This window comes from Sandarakinorhabdus sp. AAP62 (assembly GCF_000331225.1).
In the GTDB taxonomy this organism is placed as follows: Bacteria; Pseudomonadota; Alphaproteobacteria; order Sphingomonadales; family Sphingomonadaceae; genus Sandarakinorhabdus.
The window spans coordinates 70,215-94,217 of the sequence record NZ_ANFY01000017.1 but is presented as its reverse complement, the minus strand read 5'-3'; the positions used below and the strand labels follow the sequence as shown (position 1 = coordinate 94,217).

The 24,003-nt window shown below is 64.2% G+C and carries 26 protein-coding genes; 17 read left to right on the top strand and 9 right to left on the bottom strand.

Going from position 1 to position 24,003, the window contains the following annotated elements; all coding sequences use genetic code 11:
• The first annotated feature begins 9 nt into the window (after positions 1-9).
• Positions 10-594 carry an inorganic diphosphatase gene (ppa, locus tag D619_RS16760; RefSeq protein WP_051033513.1) on the top strand — a complete coding sequence of 195 codons (585 nt, stop codon included), beginning with the start codon at positions 10-12 and terminating at the stop codon, positions 592-594.
• A gap of 61 nt (positions 595-655) precedes the next feature.
• Here the strand turns inward: ppa and D619_RS0113640 are convergent, their stop codons facing one another.
• The 5 genes from D619_RS0113640 to ispG all read right to left on the bottom strand — a co-directional run bounded on the left by D619_RS0113640 (position 656) and on the right by ispG (position 3,774).
• Complete coding sequence (locus D619_RS0113640; RefSeq protein WP_017669159.1) at positions 656-1,126, bottom strand: GNAT family N-acetyltransferase; 471 nt, start codon at positions 1,124-1,126, stop codon at positions 656-658.
• 21 nt (positions 1,127-1,147) lie between these two features.
• Positions 1,148-1,318 carry a hypothetical protein gene (locus D619_RS18165; RefSeq protein WP_017669158.1) on the bottom strand — a complete coding sequence of 57 codons (171 nt, stop codon included), beginning with the start codon at positions 1,316-1,318 and terminating at the stop codon, positions 1,148-1,150.
• Between the two features lie 23 nt (positions 1,319-1,341).
• Complete coding sequence (locus D619_RS0113630) at positions 1,342-2,205, bottom strand: PEPxxWA-CTERM sorting domain-containing protein (protein WP_017669157.1); 864 nt, start codon at positions 2,203-2,205, stop codon at positions 1,342-1,344.
• A gap of 111 nt (positions 2,206-2,316) precedes the next feature.
• Positions 2,317-2,604 carry a hypothetical protein gene (locus tag D619_RS0113625; protein WP_152417467.1) on the bottom strand — a complete coding sequence of 96 codons (288 nt, stop codon included), beginning with the start codon at positions 2,602-2,604 and terminating at the stop codon, positions 2,317-2,319.
• Positions 2,605-2,649: 45 nt separating this feature from the next.
• Positions 2,650-3,774: a flavodoxin-dependent (E)-4-hydroxy-3-methylbut-2-enyl-diphosphate synthase gene (ispG, locus tag D619_RS0113620; RefSeq protein ID WP_017669155.1), complete on the bottom strand. Its 1,125-nt coding sequence runs from the start codon at positions 3,772-3,774 to the stop codon at positions 2,650-2,652.
• A gap of 128 nt (positions 3,775-3,902) precedes the next feature.
• Here ispG and D619_RS0113615 point away from each other — a divergent pair, with 128 nt between their 5' ends.
• Both D619_RS0113615 and D619_RS16755 read left to right on the top strand, forming a co-directional pair.
• Positions 3,903-4,715, top strand: a complete 813-nt coding sequence (locus D619_RS0113615; protein ID WP_017669154.1) for an NUDIX domain-containing protein — start codon at positions 3,903-3,905, stop codon at positions 4,713-4,715.
• A gap of 100 nt (positions 4,716-4,815) precedes the next feature.
• Positions 4,816-5,085: a hypothetical protein gene (locus D619_RS16755; RefSeq protein ID WP_017669153.1), complete on the top strand. Its 270-nt coding sequence runs from the start codon at positions 4,816-4,818 to the stop codon at positions 5,083-5,085.
• Between the two features lie 11 nt (positions 5,086-5,096).
• Here D619_RS16755 and D619_RS0113605 read toward each other — a convergent pair whose 3' ends face one another.
• Positions 5,097-6,644: a carboxyl transferase domain-containing protein gene (locus D619_RS0113605; RefSeq protein WP_017669152.1), complete on the bottom strand. Its 1,548-nt coding sequence runs from the start codon at positions 6,642-6,644 to the stop codon at positions 5,097-5,099.
• Between the two features lie 362 nt (positions 6,645-7,006).
• Here D619_RS0113605 and D619_RS17465 point away from each other — a divergent pair, with 362 nt between their 5' ends.
• The 7 genes from D619_RS17465 (at position 7,007) to D619_RS0113570 (ending at position 12,810) form a co-directional block, all read left to right on the top strand.
• Positions 7,007-7,786, top strand: coding sequence for a helix-turn-helix transcriptional regulator (locus D619_RS17465; RefSeq protein WP_193743314.1), 780 nt, complete (start codon positions 7,007-7,009; stop codon positions 7,784-7,786).
• 95 nt (positions 7,787-7,881) lie between these two features.
• Positions 7,882-8,238: a hypothetical protein gene (locus D619_RS0113595; protein WP_017669150.1), complete on the top strand. Its 357-nt coding sequence runs from the start codon at positions 7,882-7,884 to the stop codon at positions 8,236-8,238.
• An 82-nt stretch (positions 8,239-8,320) separates the two neighbouring features.
• Complete coding sequence (locus tag D619_RS17460; RefSeq protein ID WP_017669149.1) at positions 8,321-8,734, top strand: hypothetical protein; 414 nt, start codon at positions 8,321-8,323, stop codon at positions 8,732-8,734.
• Between the two features lie 215 nt (positions 8,735-8,949).
• On the top strand, positions 8,950-11,895 hold the full coding sequence (uvrA, locus tag D619_RS0113585) for an excinuclease ABC subunit UvrA (protein WP_017669148.1): 2,946 nt from the start codon (positions 8,950-8,952) through the stop codon (positions 11,893-11,895).
• Positions 11,892-12,443, top strand: coding sequence for a hypothetical protein (locus D619_RS0113580; protein WP_017669147.1), 552 nt, complete (start codon positions 11,892-11,894; stop codon positions 12,441-12,443). Before uvrA ends, D619_RS0113580 begins: the two co-directional genes overlap by 4 nt.
• The gene (locus tag D619_RS0113575; RefSeq protein WP_017669146.1) at positions 12,415-12,606 is read left to right on the top strand and encodes a hypothetical protein; all 192 of its coding nucleotides are present in this window, start codon (positions 12,415-12,417) and stop codon (positions 12,604-12,606) included. Before D619_RS0113580 ends, D619_RS0113575 begins: the two co-directional genes overlap by 29 nt.
• A gap of 9 nt (positions 12,607-12,615) precedes the next feature.
• Positions 12,616-12,810, top strand: a complete 195-nt coding sequence (locus tag D619_RS0113570) for a hypothetical protein (RefSeq protein ID WP_017669145.1) — start codon at positions 12,616-12,618, stop codon at positions 12,808-12,810.
• Between the two features lie 255 nt (positions 12,811-13,065).
• Here the strand turns inward: D619_RS0113570 and D619_RS17955 are convergent, their stop codons facing one another.
• A complete protein-coding gene (locus D619_RS17955; RefSeq protein WP_152417466.1) occupies positions 13,066-14,514 on the bottom strand; it encodes a hypothetical protein in 1,449 nt (482 codons plus the stop codon).
• Positions 14,515-15,160: 646 nt separating this feature from the next.
• Between D619_RS17955 and D619_RS16740 the strand changes: the two genes are divergently transcribed.
• On the top strand, positions 15,161-16,651 hold the full coding sequence (locus D619_RS16740) for a hypothetical protein (RefSeq protein WP_017669143.1): 1,491 nt from the start codon (positions 15,161-15,163) through the stop codon (positions 16,649-16,651).
• A gap of 149 nt (positions 16,652-16,800) precedes the next feature.
• Here D619_RS16740 and D619_RS0113555 read toward each other — a convergent pair whose 3' ends face one another.
• Positions 16,801-17,673 carry a MipA/OmpV family protein gene (locus D619_RS0113555; protein WP_017669142.1) on the bottom strand — a complete coding sequence of 291 codons (873 nt, stop codon included), beginning with the start codon at positions 17,671-17,673 and terminating at the stop codon, positions 16,801-16,803.
• 199 nt (positions 17,674-17,872) lie between these two features.
• Between D619_RS0113555 and D619_RS0113550 the strand changes: the two genes are divergently transcribed.
• From D619_RS0113550 to ftsY, 6 genes are read left to right on the top strand one after another with little or no spacing between them, the layout of a single operon-like run.
• The gene (locus D619_RS0113550) at positions 17,873-18,121 is read left to right on the top strand and encodes a DUF465 domain-containing protein (RefSeq protein ID WP_017669141.1); all 249 of its coding nucleotides are present in this window, start codon (positions 17,873-17,875) and stop codon (positions 18,119-18,121) included.
• Complete coding sequence (locus D619_RS0113545; RefSeq protein ID WP_017669140.1) at positions 18,118-18,432, top strand: TraR/DksA family transcriptional regulator; 315 nt, start codon at positions 18,118-18,120, stop codon at positions 18,430-18,432. Before D619_RS0113550 ends, D619_RS0113545 begins: the two co-directional genes overlap by 4 nt.
• Before the next feature lie 41 nt (positions 18,433-18,473).
• On the top strand, positions 18,474-19,061 hold the full coding sequence (gene pdxH, locus D619_RS0113540; protein WP_017669139.1) for a pyridoxamine 5'-phosphate oxidase: 588 nt from the start codon (positions 18,474-18,476) through the stop codon (positions 19,059-19,061).
• On the top strand, positions 19,058-19,894 hold the full coding sequence (locus D619_RS0113535) for a PhzF family phenazine biosynthesis protein (protein WP_033373644.1): 837 nt from the start codon (positions 19,058-19,060) through the stop codon (positions 19,892-19,894). Before pdxH ends, D619_RS0113535 begins: the two co-directional genes overlap by 4 nt.
• A 9-nt stretch (positions 19,895-19,903) precedes the next feature.
• Positions 19,904-20,707, top strand: coding sequence for a diaminopimelate epimerase (gene dapF / locus D619_RS0113530; protein ID WP_017669137.1), 804 nt, complete (start codon positions 19,904-19,906; stop codon positions 20,705-20,707).
• The gene (gene ftsY, locus D619_RS0113525; protein ID WP_017669136.1) at positions 20,704-21,618 is read left to right on the top strand and encodes a signal recognition particle-docking protein FtsY; all 915 of its coding nucleotides are present in this window, start codon (positions 20,704-20,706) and stop codon (positions 21,616-21,618) included. The genes dapF and ftsY overlap by 4 nt, the downstream gene beginning before the upstream one ends.
• Positions 21,619-21,632: 14 nt before the next feature.
• Here the strand turns inward: ftsY and D619_RS0113520 are convergent, their stop codons facing one another.
• On the bottom strand, positions 21,633-23,939 hold the full coding sequence (locus tag D619_RS0113520; RefSeq protein WP_017669135.1) for an EAL domain-containing protein: 2,307 nt from the start codon (positions 23,937-23,939) through the stop codon (positions 21,633-21,635).
• Positions 23,940-24,003 lie beyond the last annotated feature (64 nt).

Genomic DNA, 24,003 nt, shown 5'->3' with positions numbered 1-24,003 from the left:
GAGAATATGATGCGTATCGACGCGATCCCGATTGGCGTTGCCCCGCCCCACGATCTCAATGTCGTGATCGAATGCCCGCTGGGCGGCGAACCGGTGAAATATGAGCTCGACAAGGCCTCGGGCGCGCTGTTCATCGATCGCATCCTGCACACGCCGATGCGCTATCCGTGCAACTATGGCTTTGTGCCGCACACGCTGGCCGATGATGGCGATCCCATCGACGCGCTGATCGTGGCCCGCACGCCGTTCATGCCCGGCTCCATCGCCCGCGTGCGCCCGGTGGGCGTGCTGATGATGGAAGATGATGGCGGCGGCGATGCCAAGCTGCTCTGCGTTTCGGTCAACAAGGTCTATCCCTATTATTCCGACGTGCAGGAATATGGCGATCTGCCCAGGATCGTGCTCGATCAGATCGAGCATTTCTTCACCCATTACAAGGACCTGGAGCCCGGCAAGTGGGTGAAATGCCAAGGCTGGGAAAGCAGGGCCACGGCCGAGCGGCTGATCATGGAATCGATCGAGCGCTACAATGCCGAGAAGGAAGGCCGCCTGATGGTGGAGCACAAGGAACACCCGGGGTCACCGCTCGGGTAAGCCTCTGCGCTACGAACAGGCATGGGCGGTCCGTTTGGGCCGCCCTTTTCTGTTGGTGGTGCTACCCCGCCGCCAGCGCCGAGAGTGCTTCGCCTTCCACCCGCATCACCGTCCATTCGTCCATCAATTTCGCGCCAATCGCCTTGTAGAAGCCGATGGCCGGTGTGTTCCAATCGAGCACGCTCCATTCGAACCGGCCATATCCGCGCGCCACGGCGATGCCGGCGAGATGCACCAGCAGCGCCTTGCCCAGGCCGGAACCGCGTGCGGTCGGCAGCACGAACAGATCTTCCAGATAGAGGCCGGGCTTGCCGGTCCAGGTCGAGAAATTGGTGAAGAACAAGGCGAGGCCCACGGGCTGCCCGTCCTGTTCGGCCAGCACGCATTCCGCCGTGGGCCGTTCGCCGAACAGGGCGCGCGCCAGATCGTCATGCGTGGCCTTCACCGCGTCCGGCTCTTTCTCATAGATCGCCAGTTCAACGATCAGCCGGTGGATGGCCGGGATATCGGCAGGGGTTGCAGCGCGGATCATGCGCCCTGCCATGGCAACAGTTCAGGCCTGGTGCAAGCGGCGCAACCACAGCGCCAACCCGGCCAGGCTCCACGCGGTCAGCAGGGCGAGCACCGCCCCCTGCCAATGCTGCTCGATCAGCCAGACCAGCGCTGCCACCTTGGCCAGGCCGACACCCAGCCACAGCAGAGCGGCCGCTGCGCGGATCAGCACGGCGTGCGCCGGTTGCCCCGCAATCAGGCGCGCTGCAGCCGCCGGCGGCGCATGGCGAGTCCGGTCGAACCAAAGCCGAGGATCATCAGCGCCCAGCTCTGCGGCTCGGGAATACCCGGCGGTGGTGGCGGCGGCGGCGGATCCCGAACAATCTCGGCAGCCAGGCCGCCGATGCTGAATGCCGACGAGATGCCGATCTGGGTGAAGTTTGAGCCGGGGCCGAGCTTACCGGCCAAGAGATCGGCATAGGTGGCGTAGGAGGCGATATACACCTCATCGGGGGCGGCTGTGTCGGCGCGCGATTGCAGCATCAGGCGATAGGCGCTGCCATCCCAATCAAAACCCTGCGCGATGAACGCCGACGAAATGCCGACCTGGGTGAAGGTGGAGCCGGGGCCAAGCGTGCCGGACAGCAGATCGGCATAGGTCGCGTAGGAGGCGATATAGATTTCATTCGGGGCTGCCGTATCGGCGCGCGATTGCAGCATCATCCGATAGGAGCCATCATAGGCCAGCCCGGCGATGCGGAAGGCGGACGAAATGCCGATCTGGGTGAAGGTAGAACCGGGGCCGAGCTTGCCGATCAGCAGATCAGCATAGTTGGCATAGGAGGCGATATACACCTCGTCGGGTGCAGCCGTGTCGGTGCGCGACTGCAGCATCATGCGATAGGCGCTGCCATCATGGGTAAGGCCAGCAATCTCGAAGGCCGAGGAGATGCCGATCTGGGTGAAGGTGGAACCGGGGCCCAGCGTGCCGCTCTGCAGATTGGGATAGTCGGCATAAGAGGCAACATACACCTCATTGGGCGCCGCCGTGTCGGTGCGCGATTGCAGCATCATGCGATAGGTTACGGAATCGGCCTGTGCCGCCGTGGCCAAGGTCATTGAGTAGGCGACAGCCGTCGCCGCAAGCAGGCGCAACTTCATCTTACGTCCCCCCCGGAAACAAAGTCGGGGGAGAGATTAATTCAATCTTAATGAACTTGCAAGATTGGCCTACAACATCCGCCCCATCGCCTTGAACATCCACATGACGCTGAAGAAGGCGAGGCCGACCGACGGCACCGCGAACACCCAATAGCGCACACCGCGGTCGACCCGATCGGGCAGCCACAACCGCTTCAGTAGCCAGGCCAGTGCCGCCGGCCCGGTGAGGCCGGCGATCCAGGTGATGCGGTCACCATCGAAACCGAGGCCGATGGATTCGAACAGCACGACCAATGCGCCCAAACCAAAACACCAGAGCGCGACGCCATAGCCATAGGCCACGGCCTGCTGGCGCACGGGTTCTTCCACCCGGCGCGGCCGGGGCGGCCCCCCATGCATGGCTTAAGCCGCTGCCGCTGCTGCAGCGGCGTTGATGGCGTCGATCTCGGCGGCCTTGGCCTCGACCAGCTTCACGATGTGTTCCAGCATCTGTTCGCTATCGATCACGTGATCGGAAATGCCGGAAAGAAACACGGCGTGCCGGCCATTGCCGCCGCCGGTCAGGCCGATATCGGTTTCGCGCGCTTCGCCGGGGCCGTTGACCACACAGCCCAGCACCGAAAGCGACAGCGGCGTGGTGATATGCGCCAGCCGCGTTTCCAGCGCTTCCACGGTGCGCACCACATCAAAACCCTGGCGGGCGCACGACGGGCACGACACGATGCGCACGCCGCGAGCACGGATGCCGAGCGATTTCAGGATGTGATAGCCCACCTTCACTTCCTCCACCGGATCGGCGGAGAGCGAGACGCGGATGGTATCGCCCACCCCGGCCCACAGCAGCATGCCAAGGCCGATGGAGGATTTCACCGTGCCGCCGATCAGGCCGCCAGCTTCGGTGATGCCCAGATGCAGCGGATAATCGCAGACTTCAGCGAGGCCGTTGTACGCCGCGACGGCCAGGAACACGTCGCTGGCCTTCACGCTGATCTTGAATTCGTGGAAATCCTCGTCCTGCAGATATTTCATGTGCTCCAGCGCGCTTTCCACCAGCGCTTCCGGGCAGGGCTCGCCATATTTTTCGAGCAGATGCTTTTCCAGGCTGCCGGCGTTGACGCCGATGCGGATGGCGCAACCGTTGGCCTTGGCGGCGTTCACGACTTCGCGGATGCGTTCGCGGCTGCCGATATTGCCGGGGTTGATGCGCAGGCAGGCGGCACCAGCATCGGCGGCTTCCAGCGCGCGCTTGTAGTGGAAGTGGATGTCCGCCACGATCGGCACCTTGGCGGCACGGGTGATGGCACGGAATGCCGCGGTGGCTTCCTTGGTCGGGCAACTCACCCGGATGATATCGGCGCCCACGTCTTCGCAGGCGCGGATCTGATCGATGGTCGCGCCGGCGTCTTCGGTCGGCGTGTTGGTCATCGTCTGCACGGCGATCGGGGCATCGCCGCCCACGGGCACCTTGCCCACCATGATCTGCCGGCTCTTGCGGCGGGTGATATCGCGCCAGGGACGCACGCTCATGGCCTAAGGCTCCTTGCTGTTCACGCCCTGCCCGGCGACATTCGTTGATGTCGCGCGTTGCGGCGCGCGGTCGCCCTGCCCGATAGCACAGGGATGCAGCCATGCAAGACGCGGCTTATCATCGCCACATGACTGACTCCGCCAAACCCGTCTCCATCCAGGCTGCCACCGTGATTCTGGCCCGCGAAGGGCCGGGCGGCGTGCCCGAATATCTGCTGGTGCAACGCGGCGAAAATCTCGCTTTTGCCGGCGGCGCGCTGGTCTTCCCCGGTGGCCGGGTCGATGCCGCCGATATCCACATCGCCCGCAACGAGCTGCTGGCCATGGGCTTCGACGGCCTTGAAGATCTCGACGCCGCCGCCCGCATCACCTGCGCCCGCGAAGCGCTGGAGGAAACCGGCGTGCTCTTGACCGAGGGCCCCCACCCCGACGAAGCCGCCCTGGCCCATGCCCGCTCCCTGCTCGCCGCCGGGCCGGATGAAGCCGAAGCCGTGGGCTTTGCCGGCATGCTGGGCGCCATGGGCCACAAGGTGGATGCCGCCCGCTTCATCCCCTTCGCCCGTTGGGAGCCACCTGCCGCCGCCGCCATCGCCCGCCGCTTTGATACGCGCTTCTATCTGGCCGATGCGGGCCGTTCCGCCAGCGCCGTGATCAGCCCCGATGGGTTCGAGGCGCAGGCGCTGCGCTGGACAACGGCGGCCCAGGCCATCGCCGATTATGACGCCGGCCGCGCCGCCATGGTGTTCCCCACCTGGTGCAACATGCACCGGCTGGCGCAATATCAAACGCTGGCCTCGCTGTTCGAACGGGTCAGCGCTCTGCCCGCCCCCTATGTGCAGCCGGCGTTTGTCACCCGCGACGGCGAGCCGTGGCTGACCATTCCCGAAGGCATCGACTATCCGGTCACCGGCGACCGCGTCAGCAACATGCGGCGGGAATAAGCGCGCTCACCTCTCCCTGGCGGGGAGAGGTGATCTTGCGGGGGATTGCGCCTGTCTCAACCGTTGATAGGCTGGCCCCATCCAACCGGAGATTGCATCGATGCGCCTGTTCCTTGCCCTCACCCTGCTCGCCGCCACGCCCGCTTTCGCACAGGCAGCCGCGCCCGCCACCCCGCGGGAACGTCTGATCGCCGCCGATGCCAACAAGGACGGCAAGTGGAGCAAGGAGGAATGGCTCGCCGCCGGTCGCCGCGAGATGGGCTTCGCCATGCTGGATGCCGACAAGGATGGCTTTGTCACCCAGCCCGAGCTGATGGAAGGCATGAAGCGCATGCAGGCGATGGGGATGACGCCGCCTCCGCAGGATTGAGGCGCGCGCCCTCAGGGCCGCAGCCCCCGCCCCTTCGCCCCCGGCTTCAACGCCCGTTGCGCCATGGTGGCAAAGCGGCACAGTTCCGCCCGCGTGGTGCGCGGATCAATGATCGCTTCCACGCCAAACTTCTCCGCCGTGCGGAACGGCGATCGCACCTGTTCCAGCCTGGCCTTGATCTCGGCCAGCTTCGCCGCCGGGTCTTCGGCAGCTTCCAGATCGGCGCGATAGGCCGCTTCCAGCCCGCCGGCGATGGGCAGCGAACCCCAGTCGCCCGACGGCCACGCCATGCGCCAGCGGAATCGGTCGGCCGGTGCGTGGCCGCTGCCCGCCATGCCATAGGCCTTGCGCATCACCACGCAGCACCAGGGTACGGATGCTTGATATATGGCCGCTAACGCTCTGGAACCCCAGCGAATTGTCGCCTCTTCCTCCGCCCTGCGTCCGATCAGGAAACCGGGATTATCAACCAGCTGGATGATCGGCAGATGGAAGCTGTCAGCCAGGTCCACCATGCGTTCGACCTTGCGTGCGGTGGCTGCCGTCCACAGCCCGCCCAGGCTTTCCGGGTTGGACGCGACAATCGCCACGGGCCAGCCATCCAGCCGGGCAAGACCGGTCACCACGCCCGTGCCCCACTCCCGCCCGATCTCGAACCAGCTGCCTTTGTCCACCACCGCTTCCACGATCGGCCGCACCGGATAGAGCCGGCGCGGATCGCGCGGCACCGCGCCGATCAGCCATTCCTCGGCGCGGGTTGCCGGATCGCGGCAGGCGGCCCGCGCTGGCAGTTCGTCCACGGAAGACGGCAGATAGGAGAGGAACCAGCGCGTGCGGGCAAACGCCTCCGCCTCGCTCGCCACCCGATCGTCCACCGCGCCATTGGCGGCATGGATGGCGGCGCCACCCAGTTCTTCCTTGGTGCGGCTCTCCCCGGCGGCCGCCACCACCGGCGGCCCGGCAACGAACATCTGCGCCAACCCATCCACCAGCAGCGAATAATGCGCCATCACCATCCGGCCAGCACCCAGCCCGGCGACCGGCCCCAGGCCCAACGCCACCACCGGCACCCGGGAAAGGTTGGCGGTCATCAGCTCCCAGCCGGGGATTTCGGGGATATAGGTGTAACCGGCGCTTTCCAGCGTGCGCACGCTGCCGCCGCCGCCGGTGCCCTCGATCATGCGGATCAATGGCAGGCGATATTCGCTGGCCAGCTGCTCGGCCGCGATCAGCTTGCGGTGCAGGCTGGCATCAGCCGCGCCGCCACGCACGGTGAAATCATCGGCGGTCGCCACCACCGGCCGGCCATCGATAGTGGCATTGCCAAACAGGAAATTGGCCGGCTGAAACCCGGTCATCTCGCCCGCGTCGTCGTAACGGGCAAAGCCGGCAAGCTCGCCCACCTCGTGGAAGCTGCCGGGATCGACCAGCGCCGCCAGCCTTTCACGCACGTTCAATTTCCCTTGCGCGCGCTGCCGGGCCAATTTCTCCAGCCCGCCCATGCCATGCGCGGCCTCGCGGCGGCGGCCAAGCTCATCAATCTCTGATTCCCAGCCCATCAGCCTATCAAACCCCATCTCAATGATTGATAAGTCACCATCGTGGCAGGCCGAGCAGGTGGCTGAAAGTGCATGTTTGGAGAGGCTGATTCGGATCCGGGCCGATTCGTTCCCAAAACGGGCCCAAAACGGGATTCGCAGGGCTTGCACCAAGGGTTTGACGCCAAATCGGAAGAAACCTTGCCAAACCCCTGCAAAATGGTTTATGTTTTCCGGGTTGTGGCATTCCGTCGCCGCCAGAACGCGTGTTTTGCCTTGTTTCCCTCTGGGGAAAGGCTCATAAATCATTTTGGTTTTTAGCGTCGCATGGGGTCGCGGCTATGCTGAGTGGTCGAATTTCAAAGAATATCGGGGGTGCGGGCGTGGCAACGCTTGACTTTGCCGCCTTCCCGTCACTGTGTTCTATTGTGGCAACACGGCAAGACTCTGATGGCCCGCGCAATCCGCGTGTGACGCTGCTGACCGATGCGGAGCGCGATTGCCTGCGTCTCGTTTTCCAGCACATGACCAGCAAGGACATCGCGCGCCAGCTCGGTGTGTCGCCGCATACCGTTGATATGCGGCTGCGCCAGGCCATACGCAAGCTTGAGGTCACCAACCGGATCGAGGCGGCCCGCGCCCTCGTCCATACCGAGATTCTCCTTGGTATCGCCCAGCCCGTCGCTGATAACGGCACCGGCGATGCGTATCAGGAATTGATATACCAAGCTTCGGAGATTGCTGACGACGCGAAATCAGCGACGATTGGGGCACCGGCTTCTCAGGAACCGGGTGCAGCCTCCAATCGTTCCAGCGACCCCAATCAGCTAGAACATGGATCCCTCGCAAGGACGCTGCACCCACCTCTTGGCAGGCTGGATGTTGGTCCATCAGGTGGCTCCCTCGCCCAACCCGGTGCATCAGCAGGCAATATCGCTTCGGCGACGCTTGCAACGGATTGGCCGGGCATTGCAGCCCCCGACCCTGGCATTGGTGCCCGGCCATTCCACACCACACCGTTTCACCAGACACGGCCGTGGGGCCAGAAGAATGATCTCGGAATCGGCCACAGGCTTGGCTGGATCATGGGGATCGCCATGGCCTCTGCGCTGAGCTTCGGCGGCATTCTCGCTGCCCTGGCTGCATTAAAGACACTCGTTTAGAGCTTCCGGAACCAGTTGCGTGGCGTCCGGAAGGGCGTCTAACCAACTGGCTGCGCGTATCAGCCGCCAGTTCTTTTATTCAAAAGGATTGTGCTATGCTGAAAGAACGTCGTCTCGCCGCGAACAAGGTTGCCGAGCAGCTGTTCGCCGCTGAAGCCGCCATCAATGCCGCCGTGTCGGCTGTGGCCCAACTCACCGCCGTGATGCCCATGGCCGCCCAGGAAGCCAATCTGGCGGCCTGCATCGGCCAGGACGCCCTGATGGGCGCCATGGAAACCTGCCAGCAGCTGGTGCAGGCCCGTTCGCGCATCATCGCCACGCACGCCGCCCTGCGCGCCGCCCAGACCCAGATCGGCCTCGATGCCGTGAACTTCATGGGCAACTGCCCGCCGGAACAGGGCAGCCTGGACGAAACGGTTACGCCGCGCCGTCACCTCACGATCGCGGCATGATCTGGGCGCAAGCCTTTTTCAGCTGAAACTGGGTTCATGGCGCTGATGCGCCGGAGACCGCTTCTCGTCTGGAGTATGGACGATGTTTCTTGAAATTCTTGCTGTTGTCACCGTTGTCGCCGCGGCCCTGCTGGCCTTTGGCTTCGGCGGTCGTGATGAACAATTGGCCGCGATCGGCTTCCTGGCCGCCACGCTCGCCACCCGCATGATCACCGCCGAATATCAGCACGTGGAATATGGCGTGCTGGCCGTGGACTTCGGTCTGCTGCTCGGCCTGTTGGCGCTGGCGCTGACGAGTGATCGCTTCTGGCCGATGTATGCCTCTGCCTTCCAGCTGGTTGGCCTGCTGGTGCATGTCGGCAGCCTCACCAATGCCAGCGGTGGCATGGCGTGGGCCTATGCGGTCGGCCTGATCTTCTGGTCCTACGCGGTGATCGCTGCGCTGCTCGCCGGAACGTGGCTGGAAGGCCGCAACCGACGGTTGGCAGGGCTGTAAGCCTCTGTTCTTTCTTCGCTCTATCAACAGTTGGTAGAGCTTCGCATGGCACGGCCACCCCCGGCTTGATCCGGGGGTGGCTCTGCCGTGTTTCATGCTGAATGCCACTGCGACAGTGCTGCGCCTGCGCCAGCCCTTGCCGTGGCCGCCTGCGCCTCGTAACTCCCGATCAAGCCGGCTTGCACGGCCTGAACAAATGTGGAACATACGGGCTCATGCTGAACCATATCCAGGTGCGCGGCGCGCGGGAGCATAATCTGAAAGGGGTAGACGTCGATCTGCCCAAGAACGCGCTCACCGTGATCACCGGCCTGTCCGGCTCCGGCAAGTCGTCCCTCGCCTTTGATACCATCTATGCCGAAGGCCAGCGGCGCTACGTGGAATCGCTCTCCGCCTATGCCCGCCAGTTCCTGGAAATGATGTCCAAGCCGGACGTGGACCATATCGAGGGCCTGTCGCCGGCGATCAGCATCGAACAGAAGACGACGAGCAAGAACCCGCGCTCCACCGTCGCCACCGTCACCGAGATCTACGACTATATGCGCCTGCTGTGGGCGCGCGTCGGCATCCCCTATTCGCCGGCCACCGGCCTGCCGATCACTGCGCAAACCGTCAGCCAGATGGTCGATCGCGTCATGGCGCTGCCGGAAGGCACCCGCCTCTACCTGCTCGCCCCCATCGTGCGTGGCCGCAAGGGCGAGTACCGCAAGGAGCTGGCCCAGCTGCAGAAGGACGGCTTCACCCGCGTGAAGATCGACGGCGCGTTTTATGCCATCGAGGAAGCCCCGGCGCTCGACAAGAAATACAAGCACGACATCGACGTGGTGGTGGACCGGCTGGCGGTGAAGGAGGGCCTGGAATCCCGCCTCGCCGAAAGCTTCGAAACCGCGCTGAAACTGGCCGAGGGCATCGCCTTCGTCGAACTGGCTGATTCTCCCCTCCCTGCAAGGGAGGGGTCGGGGGAGGGTGCGAGCGCAGCGAGCCCTACAGCCGAGCGCATCCTCTTCTCCGAAAAATTCGCCTGCCCGGTGTCCGGCTTCACCATTTCCGAAATCGAACCCCGGCTGTTCTCCTTCAACGCTCCGCAAGGTGCATGCCCGGCCTGCGACGGCCTGGGCGAAAAACAGCATTTCGATCCCGATCTCATCGTCCCCAACCACGCGCTCACACTGGAAAAGGGCGCCGTCGCGCCGTGGGCCAAATCCAACCCGCCCTCGCCCTATTATCTGCAGGTGCTGGCCAGCGTTGGCCGCGCCTATGGCTTCACGCTCAAATCCAGATGGGCGGACCTGACGGAAGAACAGCGCCACGCCGTCCTGCACGGCACCGGCAGCCGCGCCATTCCGCTGCGCTTCGAAGACGGGCGCAAGGCCTATGAGGTCGTCAAGACCTTCGAAGGCGTCGTCCGCAACCTGGAAAAGCGCCTCAACACCGAAAGCACCATGATGCGCGAGGAGCTGGAGCGCTACCAGTCCCCCTCCCCCTGCGAAGTCTGCCACGGCGATCGCCTTCGCCCCGAGGCGCTCTCCGTGAAGATCGCCGGCGAAACCATCTCCACCGCCGTGCGCCGCCCCGTCGGCCAGGCGCTGGCCTGGGCGCGCGGCGTCGCCGATCATCTCACCCCCAAACAACGCGCCATCGGCGATCGCATCCTGAAGGAAATCATCGAGCGGCTCGGCTTCCTCGACAATGTCGGCCTTGATTATCTCAACCTCGATCGCAAGTCCGGCACGCTGTCGGGCGGCGAATCCCAGCGCATCCGCCTCGCCTCCCAGATCGGCTCCGGCCTGTCCGGCGTGCTCTATGTGCTCGATGAACCCTCCATCGGGCTGCACCAGCGCGACAATGATCGCCTGCTCACCACGCTGAAACGCCTGCGCGATCTGGGCAACACGGTGCTGGTGGTGGAACATGATGAAGATGCCATCCGCCTGGCCGATTATGTGGTGGATATGGGCCCCGGCGCCGGCGTCCACGGCGGCGAAGTCGTCGCGGCCGGCAGCCTGCAGGATATATTGAACAGCCCCACCAGCATCACCGGCGCCTATCTGTCAGGCCGCCGCTCCATCCCGGTGCCGGCCAAACGCCGCAAGGGCACGGGCAAGAAACTCACCGTGAAAAACGCCCGCGGCAACAATCTGCAGGGCGTCACCGCCAGCATCCCGCTTGGCACCTTCACCTGCATCACCGGCGTGTCGGGCAGCGGCAAATCCACCTTCACCATCGATACGCTCTACAACGCCGCCGCGCGCGAACTGAACGGCGCGAGGCTGCTCGCCGCCCCGCACGATGGCCTCGACGGGTTGAACCACCTCGATAAAGTGATCGACATCGATCAATCCCCCATCGGCCGCACGCCCCGATCAAACCCCGCGACATACACCGGCTGCTTCACCAATATCCGCGATTGGTTCGCCGGCCTGCCGGAATCGCTCGCCCGCGGCTACAAACCCGGCCGCTTCAGCTTCAACGTGAAGGGCGGCCGCTGCGAGGCCTGCTCGGGCGACGGCCTGATCAAGATCGAAATGCACTTCCTGCCCGATGTCTATGTCACCTGCGACGTCTGCCACGGCCACCGCTACAACCGCGAAACCCTGGAAGTGAAATTCAAGGGCAAATCCATCGCCGACGTGCTGGACATGACGATCGAAGACGGCGTGGAGTTCTTCAAGGCCGTGCCGCCCATCCGCGAAAAACTCGCCATGCTGCTCGAAGTCGGCCTCGGCTACGTCAAGATCGGCCAGCAAGCCACCACCCTTTCGGGCGGCGAAGCCCAACGCGTCAAACTCGCCAAGGAACTCTCCCGCCGCGCCACCGGCAACACGCTCTACATCCTCGATGAACCCACCACCGGGCTGCATTTCGAAGACGTCCGCAAACTGCTCGAAGTCCTCCACGCCCTGGTGGAACAAGGCAACAGCGTCGTCGTCATCGAACACAATCTCGACGTCATCAAAACCGCCGACCACATCATCGATCTCGGCCCCGATGGCGGCGACAAAGGCGGCCAGATCGTGGTGACCGGCACCCCCGAAGCCGTGGCCGCCTGCGACGCCAGCTGGACCGGCAAATATCTCGCGCCGTTATTGGCCAACGCGCCGCGTCCGGTGGAGGAAGAATCCGCCGCGCCGGTGAAGCGCCCCCGCAAGGCCAAGGCATGAGCCTGTGGCGGCCGCAATTTGATGCCGCCCTCACTGTGCTGGCCGAGGTCAGTGATGCCGTCGCCGCGCAAGGCTTCCCCCGCCCCGTCCTTGTCGGTGGCGCAGCCGCCGAGCTTTATTCCGGCAGCGCCATCGCAACGGGCGATTTCGATCTGGTCGCGATCCGGCAAGATGTGGTGGAAGCCGCACTGCAAGCCAGAGGCTTCGTCAAACCCAGCGGCCCCGGCCTTTTGACCAGAGGCTGGGTGCATCCCGATCTCGCCCTGGGCTTCGAAATCGTCGCCGATACCCTGATGGACGGCCATGCCGACCGGGACCGTATCCGCCTGTTCGCCGTCAACAGCGGCGAAAAACTGGCTGTCATACCCATCGAAGATCTGATCGCTGATCGCGTTGCCCAATATCATTCCGGCACCGCCAGCGAAATGCTGGAACAAGCCCGCCTGCTCAGCCGCCTTGCCGAACATCTGGACGAAGACTATCTTGAGCGGCGTATCCGGGAAGAAACCGGTGGAGACCATGGCCGCACCATCCTCGAAACCCGCTGAAGCACCCGCCGAAGCCACGCCGCTCGCCCAGTTCGCTGAGCGCCTGGCCCAACGCCGTGCCGCCCTGGGCAAACCCGAACTCCCCCGCAACACCGGCACCCGCCGCACGAAGAGCAAACAAGCCCTCCTCGCCGCCATCACCAAAGCGGGCGGCGACTGGTAACCGCCCAAATTGCCCAGCGATCTCTGCCCCGACGGCGGCGACAAAGGCGGCCAGATCGTGGTGACCGGCACCCCCGAAACCGTGGCCGCCTGCAACACCAGCTGGACCGGCAAATATCTCGCGCCGCTATTGGCCGGTGCGCATGTGGCGGTGGAGGCAGAGGTGGCGGCCCCGGTGAAGCGGGCGCGCAAGGGGAAGGGCTGAGGAAGGAAGGGCCTCCGGCGGGCAGGGACGCAGTCCCTGCACCCGTTTTTCTGGCGGCCCCTGCCTTACATTCAGCCGTTATGCTGGCGCAGGGCAGTAACCATCGCCGTGCAAGTAGAGGCGTGGGTTGGCAACTGTGCCTGTAGTTGTATAGCCCTACTCCTGTCGAATGCGCCGCAGGCGGTGGAATGAGATGTTGGACTTACGACAGCTGAGCCAACCAGAAAGGCAATTGGGACAAGCAGTAGGAGAACTCTAGCGTGCACCATCGTGGATGCTAGAGTCCGTTTCAGGGGGCTGCAGATCATCGAGTTGAAGATATTCGCGAGGAGGTTCAAGCCTAGTACCGCGCCGATAGGTCTTCACTAAGCGATTGTTATCTGTGTCGAAGCTGACGCCTCCGCATAGGCAGTATGCAGCTATGTCCGGATTTGCCTTCACAATCGAAAGATAGTTTTTTCGCGTCCAATTAAGCACGGCCTTACGGAAAGGATACATTTGCCGGTCGCGTCCGTCTTTCCCTCCTACCGTAAGACCAAGAACGTTCAGGCACATCCCTAATATTCTTGCACCCTTGTAATTCGGCCAGCGCTCCATCTCCTTAATGTCGTTAAACAATAATCGGAAAATCTTGAAGCGAAGTACTCTCCAAGCCGGACTCTCTTCTCGGAAACCAAAGATACGTCCCCAAACGAGAACATATTGAACACCCCAAGAGCGATCAGGAGGAGATTGAACATAAGCGGCATTATGCACAATATCATAGGCTAGCTGAGCGATTTGTTCGAATATCGGTGATGAATGATAACGTGCAGTCTCGTGAACCCGGAGATGCCCGAAATCTAAGTCAGGCTTTTCGCCAAGGAAATCGATTACATCGTCGACAAAGCCGACAGCTGCCATAAGCCGCAATGAGGCAACATCAAGCTCGCCATCTGGCGGGCTCCCGTTCAATCGAGATATGTCCCGGCCTGCGCTTTCAATATTTTGAAATGCGCGAAAGAGCGCCGTCGAATGCTGTCGGTAGTAATCACCTTCAATGAAATTTTTGAAGGTTATGAGGGTTATCCGACAGTAGGCATCAAACTGGTCACCATCCAGTGAAGAAACCACGCGCCAGTCTATGTCTAATGGAGAGTATCGGCCTGAGCCGATTCGCTGCACAAGTTGGTAATCTCCGTACATGGCCGTACTAAATGGCTGGATGATGCCAACTAAGTCGGATGCATTAAGTCCATCCTCGAGGTACAAGATAGAATCTTTGTTAAGTAATGCCTCTGTAGTGATGTTACGGGCAAATTCGCCCAATGGCGCATTATAACATTTATTTGACGAAGCCTCTTCCATTAGAACGATGGCAGTGACAGAAGATGAAGAAACGATATGTCGGCAAAGTTTACGATTTCCTAGCATCAGTAATACGTTGTGAGCAAAATCGACGACACTTGCACTATTATTTTTCTTATTTACACTACTGTCAATTTGTTGTTGTGAACTGCTATTCTTCAAAATTCGGATCAACGTCGGAGCAGACCGCATCACCTCCGCCGCTAAGATTGGGAGTTGGGCGTCCGACCCACGAACCAATGCGCTATATAGCGCAGAATGGTAACGCTTGCAGTTAAATCGGCCGAAAATTGGTGGGCGCATGAACGCGAACCAAATCCAGAGAAGCGCCGTAAACAGAAAGAGCGTAGCAAACATTCCCTGGATGCTCGCAAGGGATAGGCCCCAAGGCAGCGACGGCCACCGTACGGCGAACCAAAGGTCGGTTATTAACGTACCTGCACCAATTAACACGGTTGCCACAAACGTGATGAGAACGAGCGGGATCGGGGCAACCGCAGTTCGAAACCGATACAAGTAGTCAGTCGAATTGAAGACCAATACCAACAATGCGAGGGCAGCCAAAAACTCTGCAAACCCGAATATGCTAACGCCCGCATTTGAAGGCGGTAGTGTGAGGCAACTGTGAAGGATCACCTGAGCGCATTTCATGTAAATTTTGGTAGCCGGTTGCCAGCGGCATGGGAAGATTTGTGAGCTGCAATTTTTCCATACCGTGCCTCAGCAGCTTTGATGGTGCTCGGTGCACTGATGTATCACTGGTCGAAGCATTCCGATCAGCGAACGGCTAACAGACCGCCCCAAATCAAACGGGTGCAGGGACTGCGTCCCTGCCCGCCGGAGGCCCCCTCTTCTCCTCCCCTTCCCCCCCAACAAATTGATTCGCAAATCATAAACTCTTCGCGTGTACACACACTTCCGCGATTGGGGTCGCTGGAACGGTTGGAGTGCAGGAGAACTGCGCGTGGCCGTTCACGTGAATGAGTGTAGCGCGAGGGTGAGCATGCAGATTGGCGAGTTGTTGGTGGCGGCCGGGTTGGTTACCCAGGCGCAGATCGAGTTGGCGGTTGATCGTCAGCTTGAGGCGGGTGGTCGGTTGGGTCCCAATCTGGTGGCGATCGGGGCGATTTCGCCGGAGGCGCTGGCGCAGTTTGTGGATGGGGTGCCGGTGGAGCCGTCCACCATCCCGGAGACCGGCCTGCCCGAGCAGTTTCTGATCGATCTGATGTTGAAGTTCCTGTTTGTTGGCACGGCGGAGACGACGGCCGATCTTGCCGGCGCGTTGCGTTTGCCGCCGGGGCTGGTGACGGAGTTGCTGGAGGCGGCGACGCGGGGCCAGTTGGTGGCGGCGTTGGGCTCCATTGGCGGCGGCCAGTTGGGCATGCGGTTTGAATTGACCGACATGGGCAAGGCGCGGGCGCGCGAGGCGATGGCGCGGTCCAGCTATACCGGCCCGGCGCCGGTGCCGCTGGAGGTGTATGCCCATTGGATCGAGCGCCAGAAGGTGACCAACGAGATCATCGATGCGGCGGGCATGCGCGCGTCGTTTGATGGCCTGGAAGTGGCGGACGAGCTGGTGAACAAGCTGGGCCCGGCGATCACCATGGGCCGGGCGTTGTTGATGTATGGCCCGCCCGGCAACGGCAAGACTTCGGTGGCGCAGCGGCTTGATCGCGTGTTTCGCCATGTGATCCACATTCCGCATGCCGTGCTGGTGGAAGGCCAGGTGATGACGGTGTTTGATCCGGATGTGCATCTGCCGGTGGATCGCGATGCCGCCGCCGCGCGCCCGCGCCTGGTGGCTTCGCTGTACCGGGATGAAGCCGATGGCCGGTTCGTGCCGTGCCGCCGCCCGTTCATCGTGACGGGGGGTGAACTGACGCTGGAGATGCTCGATCTGAAGCATGAGGCGGGCGGCAATTTCTATACCGCGCCGTTGCACATGAAGGCGGCGGGCGGCGTGTTGCTGATCGACGACTTTGGCCGCCAGATGGTGTCGCCCACGGCGCTGCTGAACCGCTGGATCGTGCCGCTGGAAAACCGGGTGGATTATCTGAAGCTGGCCACCGGCAAGAGTTTCCGGGTGCCGTTCCAGACGGTGGTGATCTTCTCCACCAACCTGGCGCCGGCCGATCTGATGGACCCGGCGTTTCTGCGGCGTATTCCGTACAAGCTGGAGATTGGCCCGCCGTCCCCCGAGGCGTGGCGGCGCATTTTCAGGAGCGTGGCGGCCGCGAACGGCATCGAGGCCGAGGATGGCCAGATCCGCGCGATCGAGCATGATCTGACCGTGACGCAGGGGCTGGATCTGGCCGCCTATCAGCCGCGGTTCCTGATCGAGCAGATTGTCGCTTCGTCCCGCTTCAAGGCGCAGCCGCCGGCGTTGCACCGCGAACTGGTGCAGCTGGCGCTGGCCAATCTCACCGTGGGCCGCAGCCCTGGTGGCGGCGACGGCGTGGGGGTTGGCAGCGGATCGCTGGCCAGAGTCGCCTGAGGCGTGGCGTGAGGCGTTTCACCTCTCCCCGCCGGGGAGAGGTCGAGAGACGCCCGCAGGGCGGCCCGGGAGAGGGGTAAGGCGCGCGTGTCGCCCCTCTCCCGCCGGGCTTCGCCCGAGGCGACCTCTCCCCGGCGGGGAGAGGGGATTCAGTTCCAGCCGAAGCGCACGCCGTAGCTGAGCCCCACCGACAGCTGATCCCGCTGCCCGCGCAGGCGGATCAGGGGTGAGTCCGCCGCCACGTCGCCCAGCCGATCATAACCGGCGAGCAGGGTGAGCGCGCCGTTCTTGCCAAAGCGGCCCAGCGGCCTGGTGAGCGCGCCGGAGACGCCGGCGGAGATCAGGCCCGAACCGGTGCGAAAGCTGGGGAGACCGGTGGCGAAGCTCTGCCCCGGGGTGACGCCGAAATAGATGTTGCTGTAGTCGCTGTCGGCCCAGGTGGCGCGCAGGGAGAGGTTCCACAGCAGGCTGAAGTCCTGCTTGCGGTCGCTCCAGCCGATGATGGTATCGGCAATCAGGCCATCGTGGCCGCCGGTGCCCTGCCGCACTTCGGCGCGCAGGCGCAGCTTGCCACCGGCCAGGCTTTTCTGGGCAAAGCCGCCGAATTCACCGGCCAGATCGACATCGCCCATGCCGCGCAGCGCCGTGGAACCGCGAGTGACGAGGAAGGGCGAGCCGCCGCTGTTTTCCTGCCGGCCAAAGCGGAGCTTGGCGAGCGGGCCGATCTTCCAGCCATCCTGGTTGATCGCGTTCCAGCCAAGGCCATCGGGCACGGAGAGGAACACCTCATCCTTGTAGTTGAGGCGCAGATCCGGGAAGATCGAAAGGCCGTAATCGCGGCTGCCCTGCCAGACGGGCGCATAGATGGGGGCGATGCCGAGGCCGAGGGTCCAGGCCTTGGGCGCGGGCGGGCGCATCGCAGCCGCGCCCTGCACTGTGGTGGGCACGCCGGGCGCCGGGCCTTGCTGGGCCAATGCGGGGGCAGCGGTGATCAGGATCAGGGCGGCGGCGGGGCGGATCATCTTGTGCCTCGGGCGGGTTGGGGGTGACTTCGCGATAGCGGGATTATTACGGAATCGCAATGTGTCCGTTGCGCCAGCAGGCCGGCACACGCCGGCAACAGGCCGGCACTGATGGGCAGCAGATACGCAATCGCCACGATGGGAAGCGGCACCGGGCCGGCCCACATTGGTGGCAAGACAAACCCCTTGGGAGCGCCACATGAGCCATTTGCCACAGGACCTGCACGACATCTTCCCCGCCGCCGCCGACCGGTTGCGGGCGCTGAAGGAAACGGACCGGCATTTCCGCACGCTGGCGGAGCGTTATGCCGTGCTGGATGATGAAATTCACCGCAGCGAAATCGGGACGGGGCCGGCAATGGATGATATGGTTTCCGAGCGGCTGAAGAAGGAACGGCTGGCAGTGCTGGACCAGATCGCGGTGTTGCTGGAAGGGGAAAAGGCATGAATGTCAATGAGATCGCGGAAACGCTGAAGGGTCGATTGGCCGAAGTGCACGCCGAAATCGCCCGACTGGAACAGGCCACCATCCAGCCGCTTTCGGCCAAATTTGCCGATCAGGCCAATGATCTGGAAGAACTGGCGACCAACGAAGGCATGGAGGTGCAGCACATCCATGAAGCCGAGCAGATCCTGGCCGCGCTGGCCCGAATCGAGGCTGGCCACTATGGCGAATGCGAAACGTGCGGCGGTGAAATCGCGCCGGCACGGCTCGCCGCCCTGCCCACGGCAACGCGCTGCATCAAGTGCGCGGCATGATGACGGGTGACAGGGGGCGGCGGCGCGGCTAACCACCGCGCATGAGCCTGCTGCCCCACCCTGCCCCGTTCACCCGCTTTGGCGAATGGCTGGCTGCTGCCGAAGCGGCAGAACCCAATGATCCCAATGCGATGGCAGTTGCCACGGCGACACCGGATGCAGCGCCGTCCTTGCGGGTCGTGCTGCTGAAGGCGTGGGATGAGCGCGGCTTCGTGTTCTACACCAATCTCGACAGTCAGAAGGGCAGCGAGCTGGCAGCCAACAGCCAGACGCATCTCAATTTCCACTGGAAATCGCTGCAGCGGCAGGTGCGCATCGGCGGCCGCGCCGAACTGGTGACCGATGCGGAGGCCGACGCCTATTTCGCCACCCGCCCGCGCGAAAGCCAGCTGGGTGCCTGGGCCAGCCTGCAGAGCCGGCCTTTGCCCGATCGTGCCACCTTCGAAGCCCGCATCACCGAAATGGCGGCACGCTTCCCCTCTGAAGTGCCGCGCCCGCCGCGCTGGAGTGGGTGGCGGGTGGTGCCGGAACGGATCGAGTTTTGGCAGGCTCGTGATGGCCGCTGGCATGAACGCGAAGTGTTCTGGCGTGAGGCGGATGGCTGGCGCTTCGGGCTGGTTTATCCTTGATGCGCCTGCCCTTCACCCAGGTTGATGCCTTTGCCGATGGGGCGTTCACCGGCAATCCTGCGGCCGTGATGTTTCTGGCCGAATGGCTGCCCGATGCCGTTCTGCAAGGCATTGCGGCCGACAACAATCTTTCCGAAACCGCCTTTCTGGTGCCGCACGATGGGCCGGAGGCGGATTTCGCGTTACGCTGGTTCACACCCAAACTGGAAGTGGCACTGTGCGGCCACGCCACGCTGGCCAGCGGCCATGTCGTTCTGGAAGCGCTGCCGCAGTTGCAGGTGGCGCGTTTCCTTACCCGCAAGGCTGGCCTGTTGATGGTGGCCCGCGATGGCTCGCGACTGGCGATGAGCCTGCCGGCCTGGCCTGCCGCGCGGCCGGTGACGGGCGCCGAGGAAGCGGCGGTGGCGTCCGCACTGGGGGCGTTACCCCATGAAATATGGGCACGCGGTGATGATTATCTGGTGGCAGTGTTTGATTCCCCCGATCAGGTGCGCGACCTGGCGCCTGATTTCGGGGCGGTGCTGGCGCTGGCGCCGGGTGTTGATCTGATGCTGATCGCGACGGCACCGGGCGAAGACACGGACGTGCTGTCGCGGGTGTTCGTGCCGGCCTGCGGGATCGGGGAAGATCCGGTGACCGGCAGCGCCCACGCCGTGATCGCGCCGCTGTGGGCCGGGCGCTTCGGCCGCCCGCAGTTCAGCGCCTTCCAGGCCAGCGCGCGCGGCGGCCGGCTCGATTGCCGGGTGGCCGGTGACAGCGTCCTCCTCACTGGCACGGCGCGCACCGTGATCCGCGGTGAGTATGACTTGCCGGATGCGGTTCTCTCCGGCTAACGCCGGGGAATGACGCACTTCATCAAGATGCACGGGCTGGGGAATGATTTCCTTGTGCTCGACGCGCGCGAGCAGCCGGTTGCGCTCAGCGCGGCGCAGGTGCGGGCGCTGGCCAATCGCCATACCGGCGTCGGCTTCGATCAATTGATCCTGATCGAACCCAGCAGCAGCGCCGATGTGCGGCTGCGCTTCTGGAACAGCGATGGCGGTGAAGTGGCGGCGTGCGGCAATGGCAGCCGGGCGGCAGCGGCGCTGCTGGGTGGCCACCACAGCATCGAGACCGCGGGCGGCAGGCTGGAGAGCGCGGCCACCAGCGGCGGCGCCGAGGTGGACATGGGCGCCCCGCGCTGGGAGTGGGATGCGGTGCCGCTGGCCTATCCGATGGACACGCGAAACCTGCCGCTGGCCTGGGAAACCCTGGAACATCCGGTCGCCTTGTCCGTGGGCAATCCCCATGTGGTGTTCTTCGTTCCCGATGCCGCCGCCGTGGCGCTGGAACATATCGGCCCCGTGATCGAGCATGACCCTGTGTTTCCGGAACGGGTGAACGTGGGCATCGCGCAGGTAGCCGCCCGCGATCACCTGATCCTGCGGGTTTGGGAACGCGGCGCCGGGGCAACGCTGGCCTGCGGCACCGGCGCGGTGGCGGCCGTCGCCGCAGCACAGCGGCGCGGACTGGTGGATGCAGCCGTGCGTGTCTCCCTGCCCGGCGGAGACCTGAACGTGACACGGCGCGACGATGGCCATCTGCTGCTCGCCGGGCCGGCGGTGATCGCCTTTACCGGCGATCTTGATCTGGAGCGCTACGCATGAGCTGGATGGGGCGGCTGACGCAGGGGCTGGCGAAATCCACGAAGCGCCTGGCCGATAATATCACCGGGCTGGCCACCGGCACGCTGCCGCTGGACGACGAACGGCTCGACGAGATCGAGGAAGCCCTGATTGCGGCTGATCTGGGCCCGGCGGTGGCTGGCCGGATCCGCACCCGGCTTGCCGATCAGAAATTCGCCAAGGGCATTGATGACGCCGGCATTCGCCAGGTGGTGGCGGAAGAGGTGGAGGCGATCCTGGCGCCGGTGGCGTTGCCGTTGGAGATAATGCACCGGCCGCAGGTGGTGCTGGTGGTGGGTGTGAACGGCAGCGGCAAGACGACAACCATCGCCAAGCTGGCCAGCCAGTGGCAGGCGGGCGGGAAATCGGTGATGCTGGCTGCAGGCGACACGTTTCGGGCGGCGGCCATTGCCCAGCTGAAGATCTGGGCCGATCGCATCGGTGTGCCGATCGTGTCGGGCGAACAGGGCGGAGACGCTGCCGGCCTCGCCTATGATGCGGTCAAGCGGGCGATGGACGAGGGCATCGATCTGCTCATCATCGATACCGCTGGTCGGCTGCAGAACAAGGCCGGGCTGATGGACGAACTGGCCAAGATCAAGCGGGTGATTGCCAAGCTCGATCCCTCGGCGCCGCATGATGTGTTGCTGGTGCTCGATGCCACGACCGGCCAGAACGCACTCAGCCAGATCGCGGTATTTGGCGAGGTGGCCGGCGTGACCGGGCTGGTGATGACCAAGCTCGACGGTTCGGCCCGTGGCGGCATGCTGGTGGCGGCGGCCGAGAAATATGGTCTGCCCATCCACGCCATCGGCGTGGGCGAGGGCATGGACGATCTGCAGCCTTTCGACGCCGGCGAATTTGCCCGGGCGCTGGCCGGGGTTGAAGACTGAGGCCGAGCGGCGCTCTAGCTTGCCGCCCGCAGCCGCAACCCGGCGAGTGCGGCGGCTTCCGCCATGGCGATCGCGTCTGAAATGCGATTGGCCGGCACTGGCGGAGACAGGGCAAAGCCCTGCACGCGGTGAATGCCGGCCGCGCGGGCCAGTTCCAGTTCCTCGCGGCTTTCAACGCCTTCGGCCACCAGCATCAGGTCCATCGAATGGCCCAGGCTGGCCGCAACACGGAAGATATCGGTGGCAGCCGCCTTGCCGGGGGCGCCAGACAGGAGCGAGCCCGAAATCTTCAGCGCGTTGATCGGCAGCCGACGCAGGCGATCAAGCGAGGAGAAGCCGGCACCGAAATCGTCCATGGCCACGCCCACGCCCAGCCGGTTGAGCAGTTCGATATTGCCGCGGCAGGCATCTTCATCGGTCATCAGCGCGGTTTCGGTGACCTCCAGGGCCAGCCGGTGCGGCGCCAGGCCGGCGCTGGCCAGCTCGGCGAGCACCTCGTCCACCATGCCGGGCTGGCGAAGATCGTGCACCGACGCGTTGATCCACAGGTTCAGCGACGGGTCGCGGTTGGCCACCACGGCAGCCGCCTGTTCAAGCACCAGCCGGCGCAGGGTCGCCACCAGCCCGCGCGCTTCGGCGATCCGCACCAGTTCATCGGGCGCCACCGCTTCGCCGCCGTCGGGCTGCCAGCGGGCCAGCGCTTCCAAGGCCACCACCTGGCCAGTTTCAAGATCGATCATCGGCTGATAGGCGACATCGATATTGCCGGCGCGCAAGGCGGCACGCACGCGGGAATCCACACCGGCGTTGCGGGCCGAAAGCAGTTTCAGTTCGGGCGTGAACAGGCAGACGTGGCTGCCCGGGTGGCCCTTGGCCGACAGCAGCGCCAGATCGGCCGCGCGCAGCAGATCTTCACCCACCGTGCCATTGCCGGGGCTCAGCGCGACACCCACGGCCGCCCCGACCTGGATTTCGGCATCACCAAATCGCGCCGGCTGATCCACGGCCTCGATCAGCAGCCTGGCCAGCGCCATCGCAGCCTCCGCGTCGTCTCCATCGGCGAGGATGGCGAACTCGTCGCCGCCCAGCCGGCTGGCAAACAGGCCGGGATCGGCGGTGCGCAAACGGAAGCCGACGCGCGTGATCACCCGGTCGCCCATGGCGTGGCCAAAACGGTCGTTCACCTGCTTGAAGCCATCGAGATCGACGAGCAGCAGCACGAACCGGTCACTGCGCACCAGGCGCTGATCCAGTTCCTCCATGAAGGCGCGGCGGTTGGGAAGGCCGGTGACCGGGCAACGCCTGACCTCGCGGTTCAATTCGGCGATGGCGTTGCGTTCGCCGGTGCTGTCGCGCATCACCGTCACCCAGCCGCCGCCGGGCACCGGCTGGCATTCCACATCGATCACGCGATGATCGTCGAGGTGCATGGCGGCGTTGAAGGCCTGGCGCGTGCCGACCAGCATGGCGGCGTGGCCCAGAAACTCCTCCCGGTTGCCGGCGGCCTTCTGCAGATTGGGCGCATCGGCCAGCAGCTCGGCAAAAGTGGGCGGATTGGCCGGATCGATCGGTGCCACGCCCAGCAGATCGAGGGCGCTGCGGTTCACCGCCACCACCCTGGTATCGGCATCGAGAATGGTCACCGCCTGGCTCAGCGTGTGGACCGCGGTTTCCAGCCGCTGGCGTTCGGCCGCCTGCGCTTCGCGGGCCAGCAGCAGCTGCATGTTGGTGGCATAGGCCCGGCGCGCCATCGCCACGCACAGCAGCCCGAACACCAGCACACCCACACCAGTGCCAATGCCCCAGGGCGCCGGCCAGTGACGGATCAGCGACAGGCCGATGGGCAGGCTGATGGCCGGGAACTGCACCAGCGCGATCAGCGGGCGACCCGGTCCGGTGCCATTGGCGGCCCCCAATGTTGCCAGCGCCACCATCACCGCCATGGCCTGCGCAAACACCGGCGCCGGCCCGCGCAGCACCACGGTCACGATCCCGCCAATGCCAACCGCAACGATGATGGTGCCCAGCACATAGCGGGATTCCACGTCTTCCAGATCGACATCGGCATCGGGCAGCCGCACGGCGCTGCAGGCCGAGATCACGAAGCCGAAGCCAGCCAGCGCCAGGCCGGCAAAGAACAGGGCCGCCATGCTCTGCACCGTCAGCGCCGTGGCGATGGCCAGCAGCGCGGCGATTGGCCCGGCAAACACGAAGGAGAGGAAGTAATTGCCCAGATCGCGGGTCAGTTCGGCCTGCAGGGATGGCGGCAACAGCGCACCCAGCAGGTTCCGGGCCCAGCGCAGGGGCCAGCTTCGGCGCATCTGCGCCTGAGCACGAAGAACATCGGAACCAACCATTTCAGCCCGATGCTTAACATGGTCTCAC

Bases quoted from the DNA above. Each gene is read 5' to 3' on its own strand.
- ppa (WP_051033513.1), top strand. From the start codon at position 10: ATGCGTATCGACGCGATCCCGATTGGCGTTGCCCCGCCCCACGATCTC.
- D619_RS0113640 (WP_017669159.1), bottom strand. From the start codon at position 1,126: ATGATCCGCGCTGCAACCCCTGCCGATATCCCGGCCATCCACCGGCTG.
- D619_RS0113630 (WP_017669157.1), bottom strand. From the start codon at position 2,205: ATGACCTTGGCCACGGCGGCACAGGCCGATTCCGTAACCTATCGCATG.
- ispG (WP_017669155.1), bottom strand. From the start codon at position 3,774: ATGAGCGTGCGTCCCTGGCGCGATATCACCCGCCGCAAGAGCCGGCAG.
- D619_RS0113615 (WP_017669154.1), top strand. From the start codon at position 3,903: ATGACTGACTCCGCCAAACCCGTCTCCATCCAGGCTGCCACCGTGATT.
- D619_RS16755 (WP_017669153.1), top strand. From the start codon at position 4,816: ATGCGCCTGTTCCTTGCCCTCACCCTGCTCGCCGCCACGCCCGCTTTC.
- D619_RS0113605 (WP_017669152.1), bottom strand. From the start codon at position 6,644: ATGGGCTGGGAATCAGAGATTGATGAGCTTGGCCGCCGCCGCGAGGCC.
- D619_RS0113595 (WP_017669150.1), top strand. From the start codon at position 7,882: ATGCTGAAAGAACGTCGTCTCGCCGCGAACAAGGTTGCCGAGCAGCTG.
- D619_RS17460 (WP_017669149.1), top strand. From the start codon at position 8,321: ATGTTTCTTGAAATTCTTGCTGTTGTCACCGTTGTCGCCGCGGCCCTG.
- uvrA (WP_017669148.1), top strand. From the start codon at position 8,950: ATGCTGAACCATATCCAGGTGCGCGGCGCGCGGGAGCATAATCTGAAA.
- D619_RS0113580 (WP_017669147.1), top strand. From the start codon at position 11,892: ATGAGCCTGTGGCGGCCGCAATTTGATGCCGCCCTCACTGTGCTGGCC.
- D619_RS0113575 (WP_017669146.1), top strand. From the start codon at position 12,415: ATGGCCGCACCATCCTCGAAACCCGCTGAAGCACCCGCCGAAGCCACG.
- D619_RS17955 (WP_152417466.1), bottom strand. From the start codon at position 14,514: ATGTTTGCTACGCTCTTTCTGTTTACGGCGCTTCTCTGGATTTGGTTC.
- D619_RS16740 (WP_017669143.1), top strand. From the start codon at position 15,161: ATGCAGATTGGCGAGTTGTTGGTGGCGGCCGGGTTGGTTACCCAGGCG.
- D619_RS0113555 (WP_017669142.1), bottom strand. From the start codon at position 17,673: ATGATCCGCCCCGCCGCCGCCCTGATCCTGATCACCGCTGCCCCCGCA.
- D619_RS0113550 (WP_017669141.1), top strand. From the start codon at position 17,873: ATGAGCCATTTGCCACAGGACCTGCACGACATCTTCCCCGCCGCCGCC.
- D619_RS0113545 (WP_017669140.1), top strand. From the start codon at position 18,118: ATGAATGTCAATGAGATCGCGGAAACGCTGAAGGGTCGATTGGCCGAA.
- pdxH (WP_017669139.1), top strand. From the start codon at position 18,474: ATGAGCCTGCTGCCCCACCCTGCCCCGTTCACCCGCTTTGGCGAATGG.
- dapF (WP_017669137.1), top strand. From the start codon at position 19,904: ATGACGCACTTCATCAAGATGCACGGGCTGGGGAATGATTTCCTTGTG.
- ftsY (WP_017669136.1), top strand. From the start codon at position 20,704: ATGAGCTGGATGGGGCGGCTGACGCAGGGGCTGGCGAAATCCACGAAG.
- D619_RS0113520 (WP_017669135.1), bottom strand. From the start codon at position 23,939: ATGCGCCGAAGCTGGCCCCTGCGCTGGGCCCGGAACCTGCTGGGTGCG.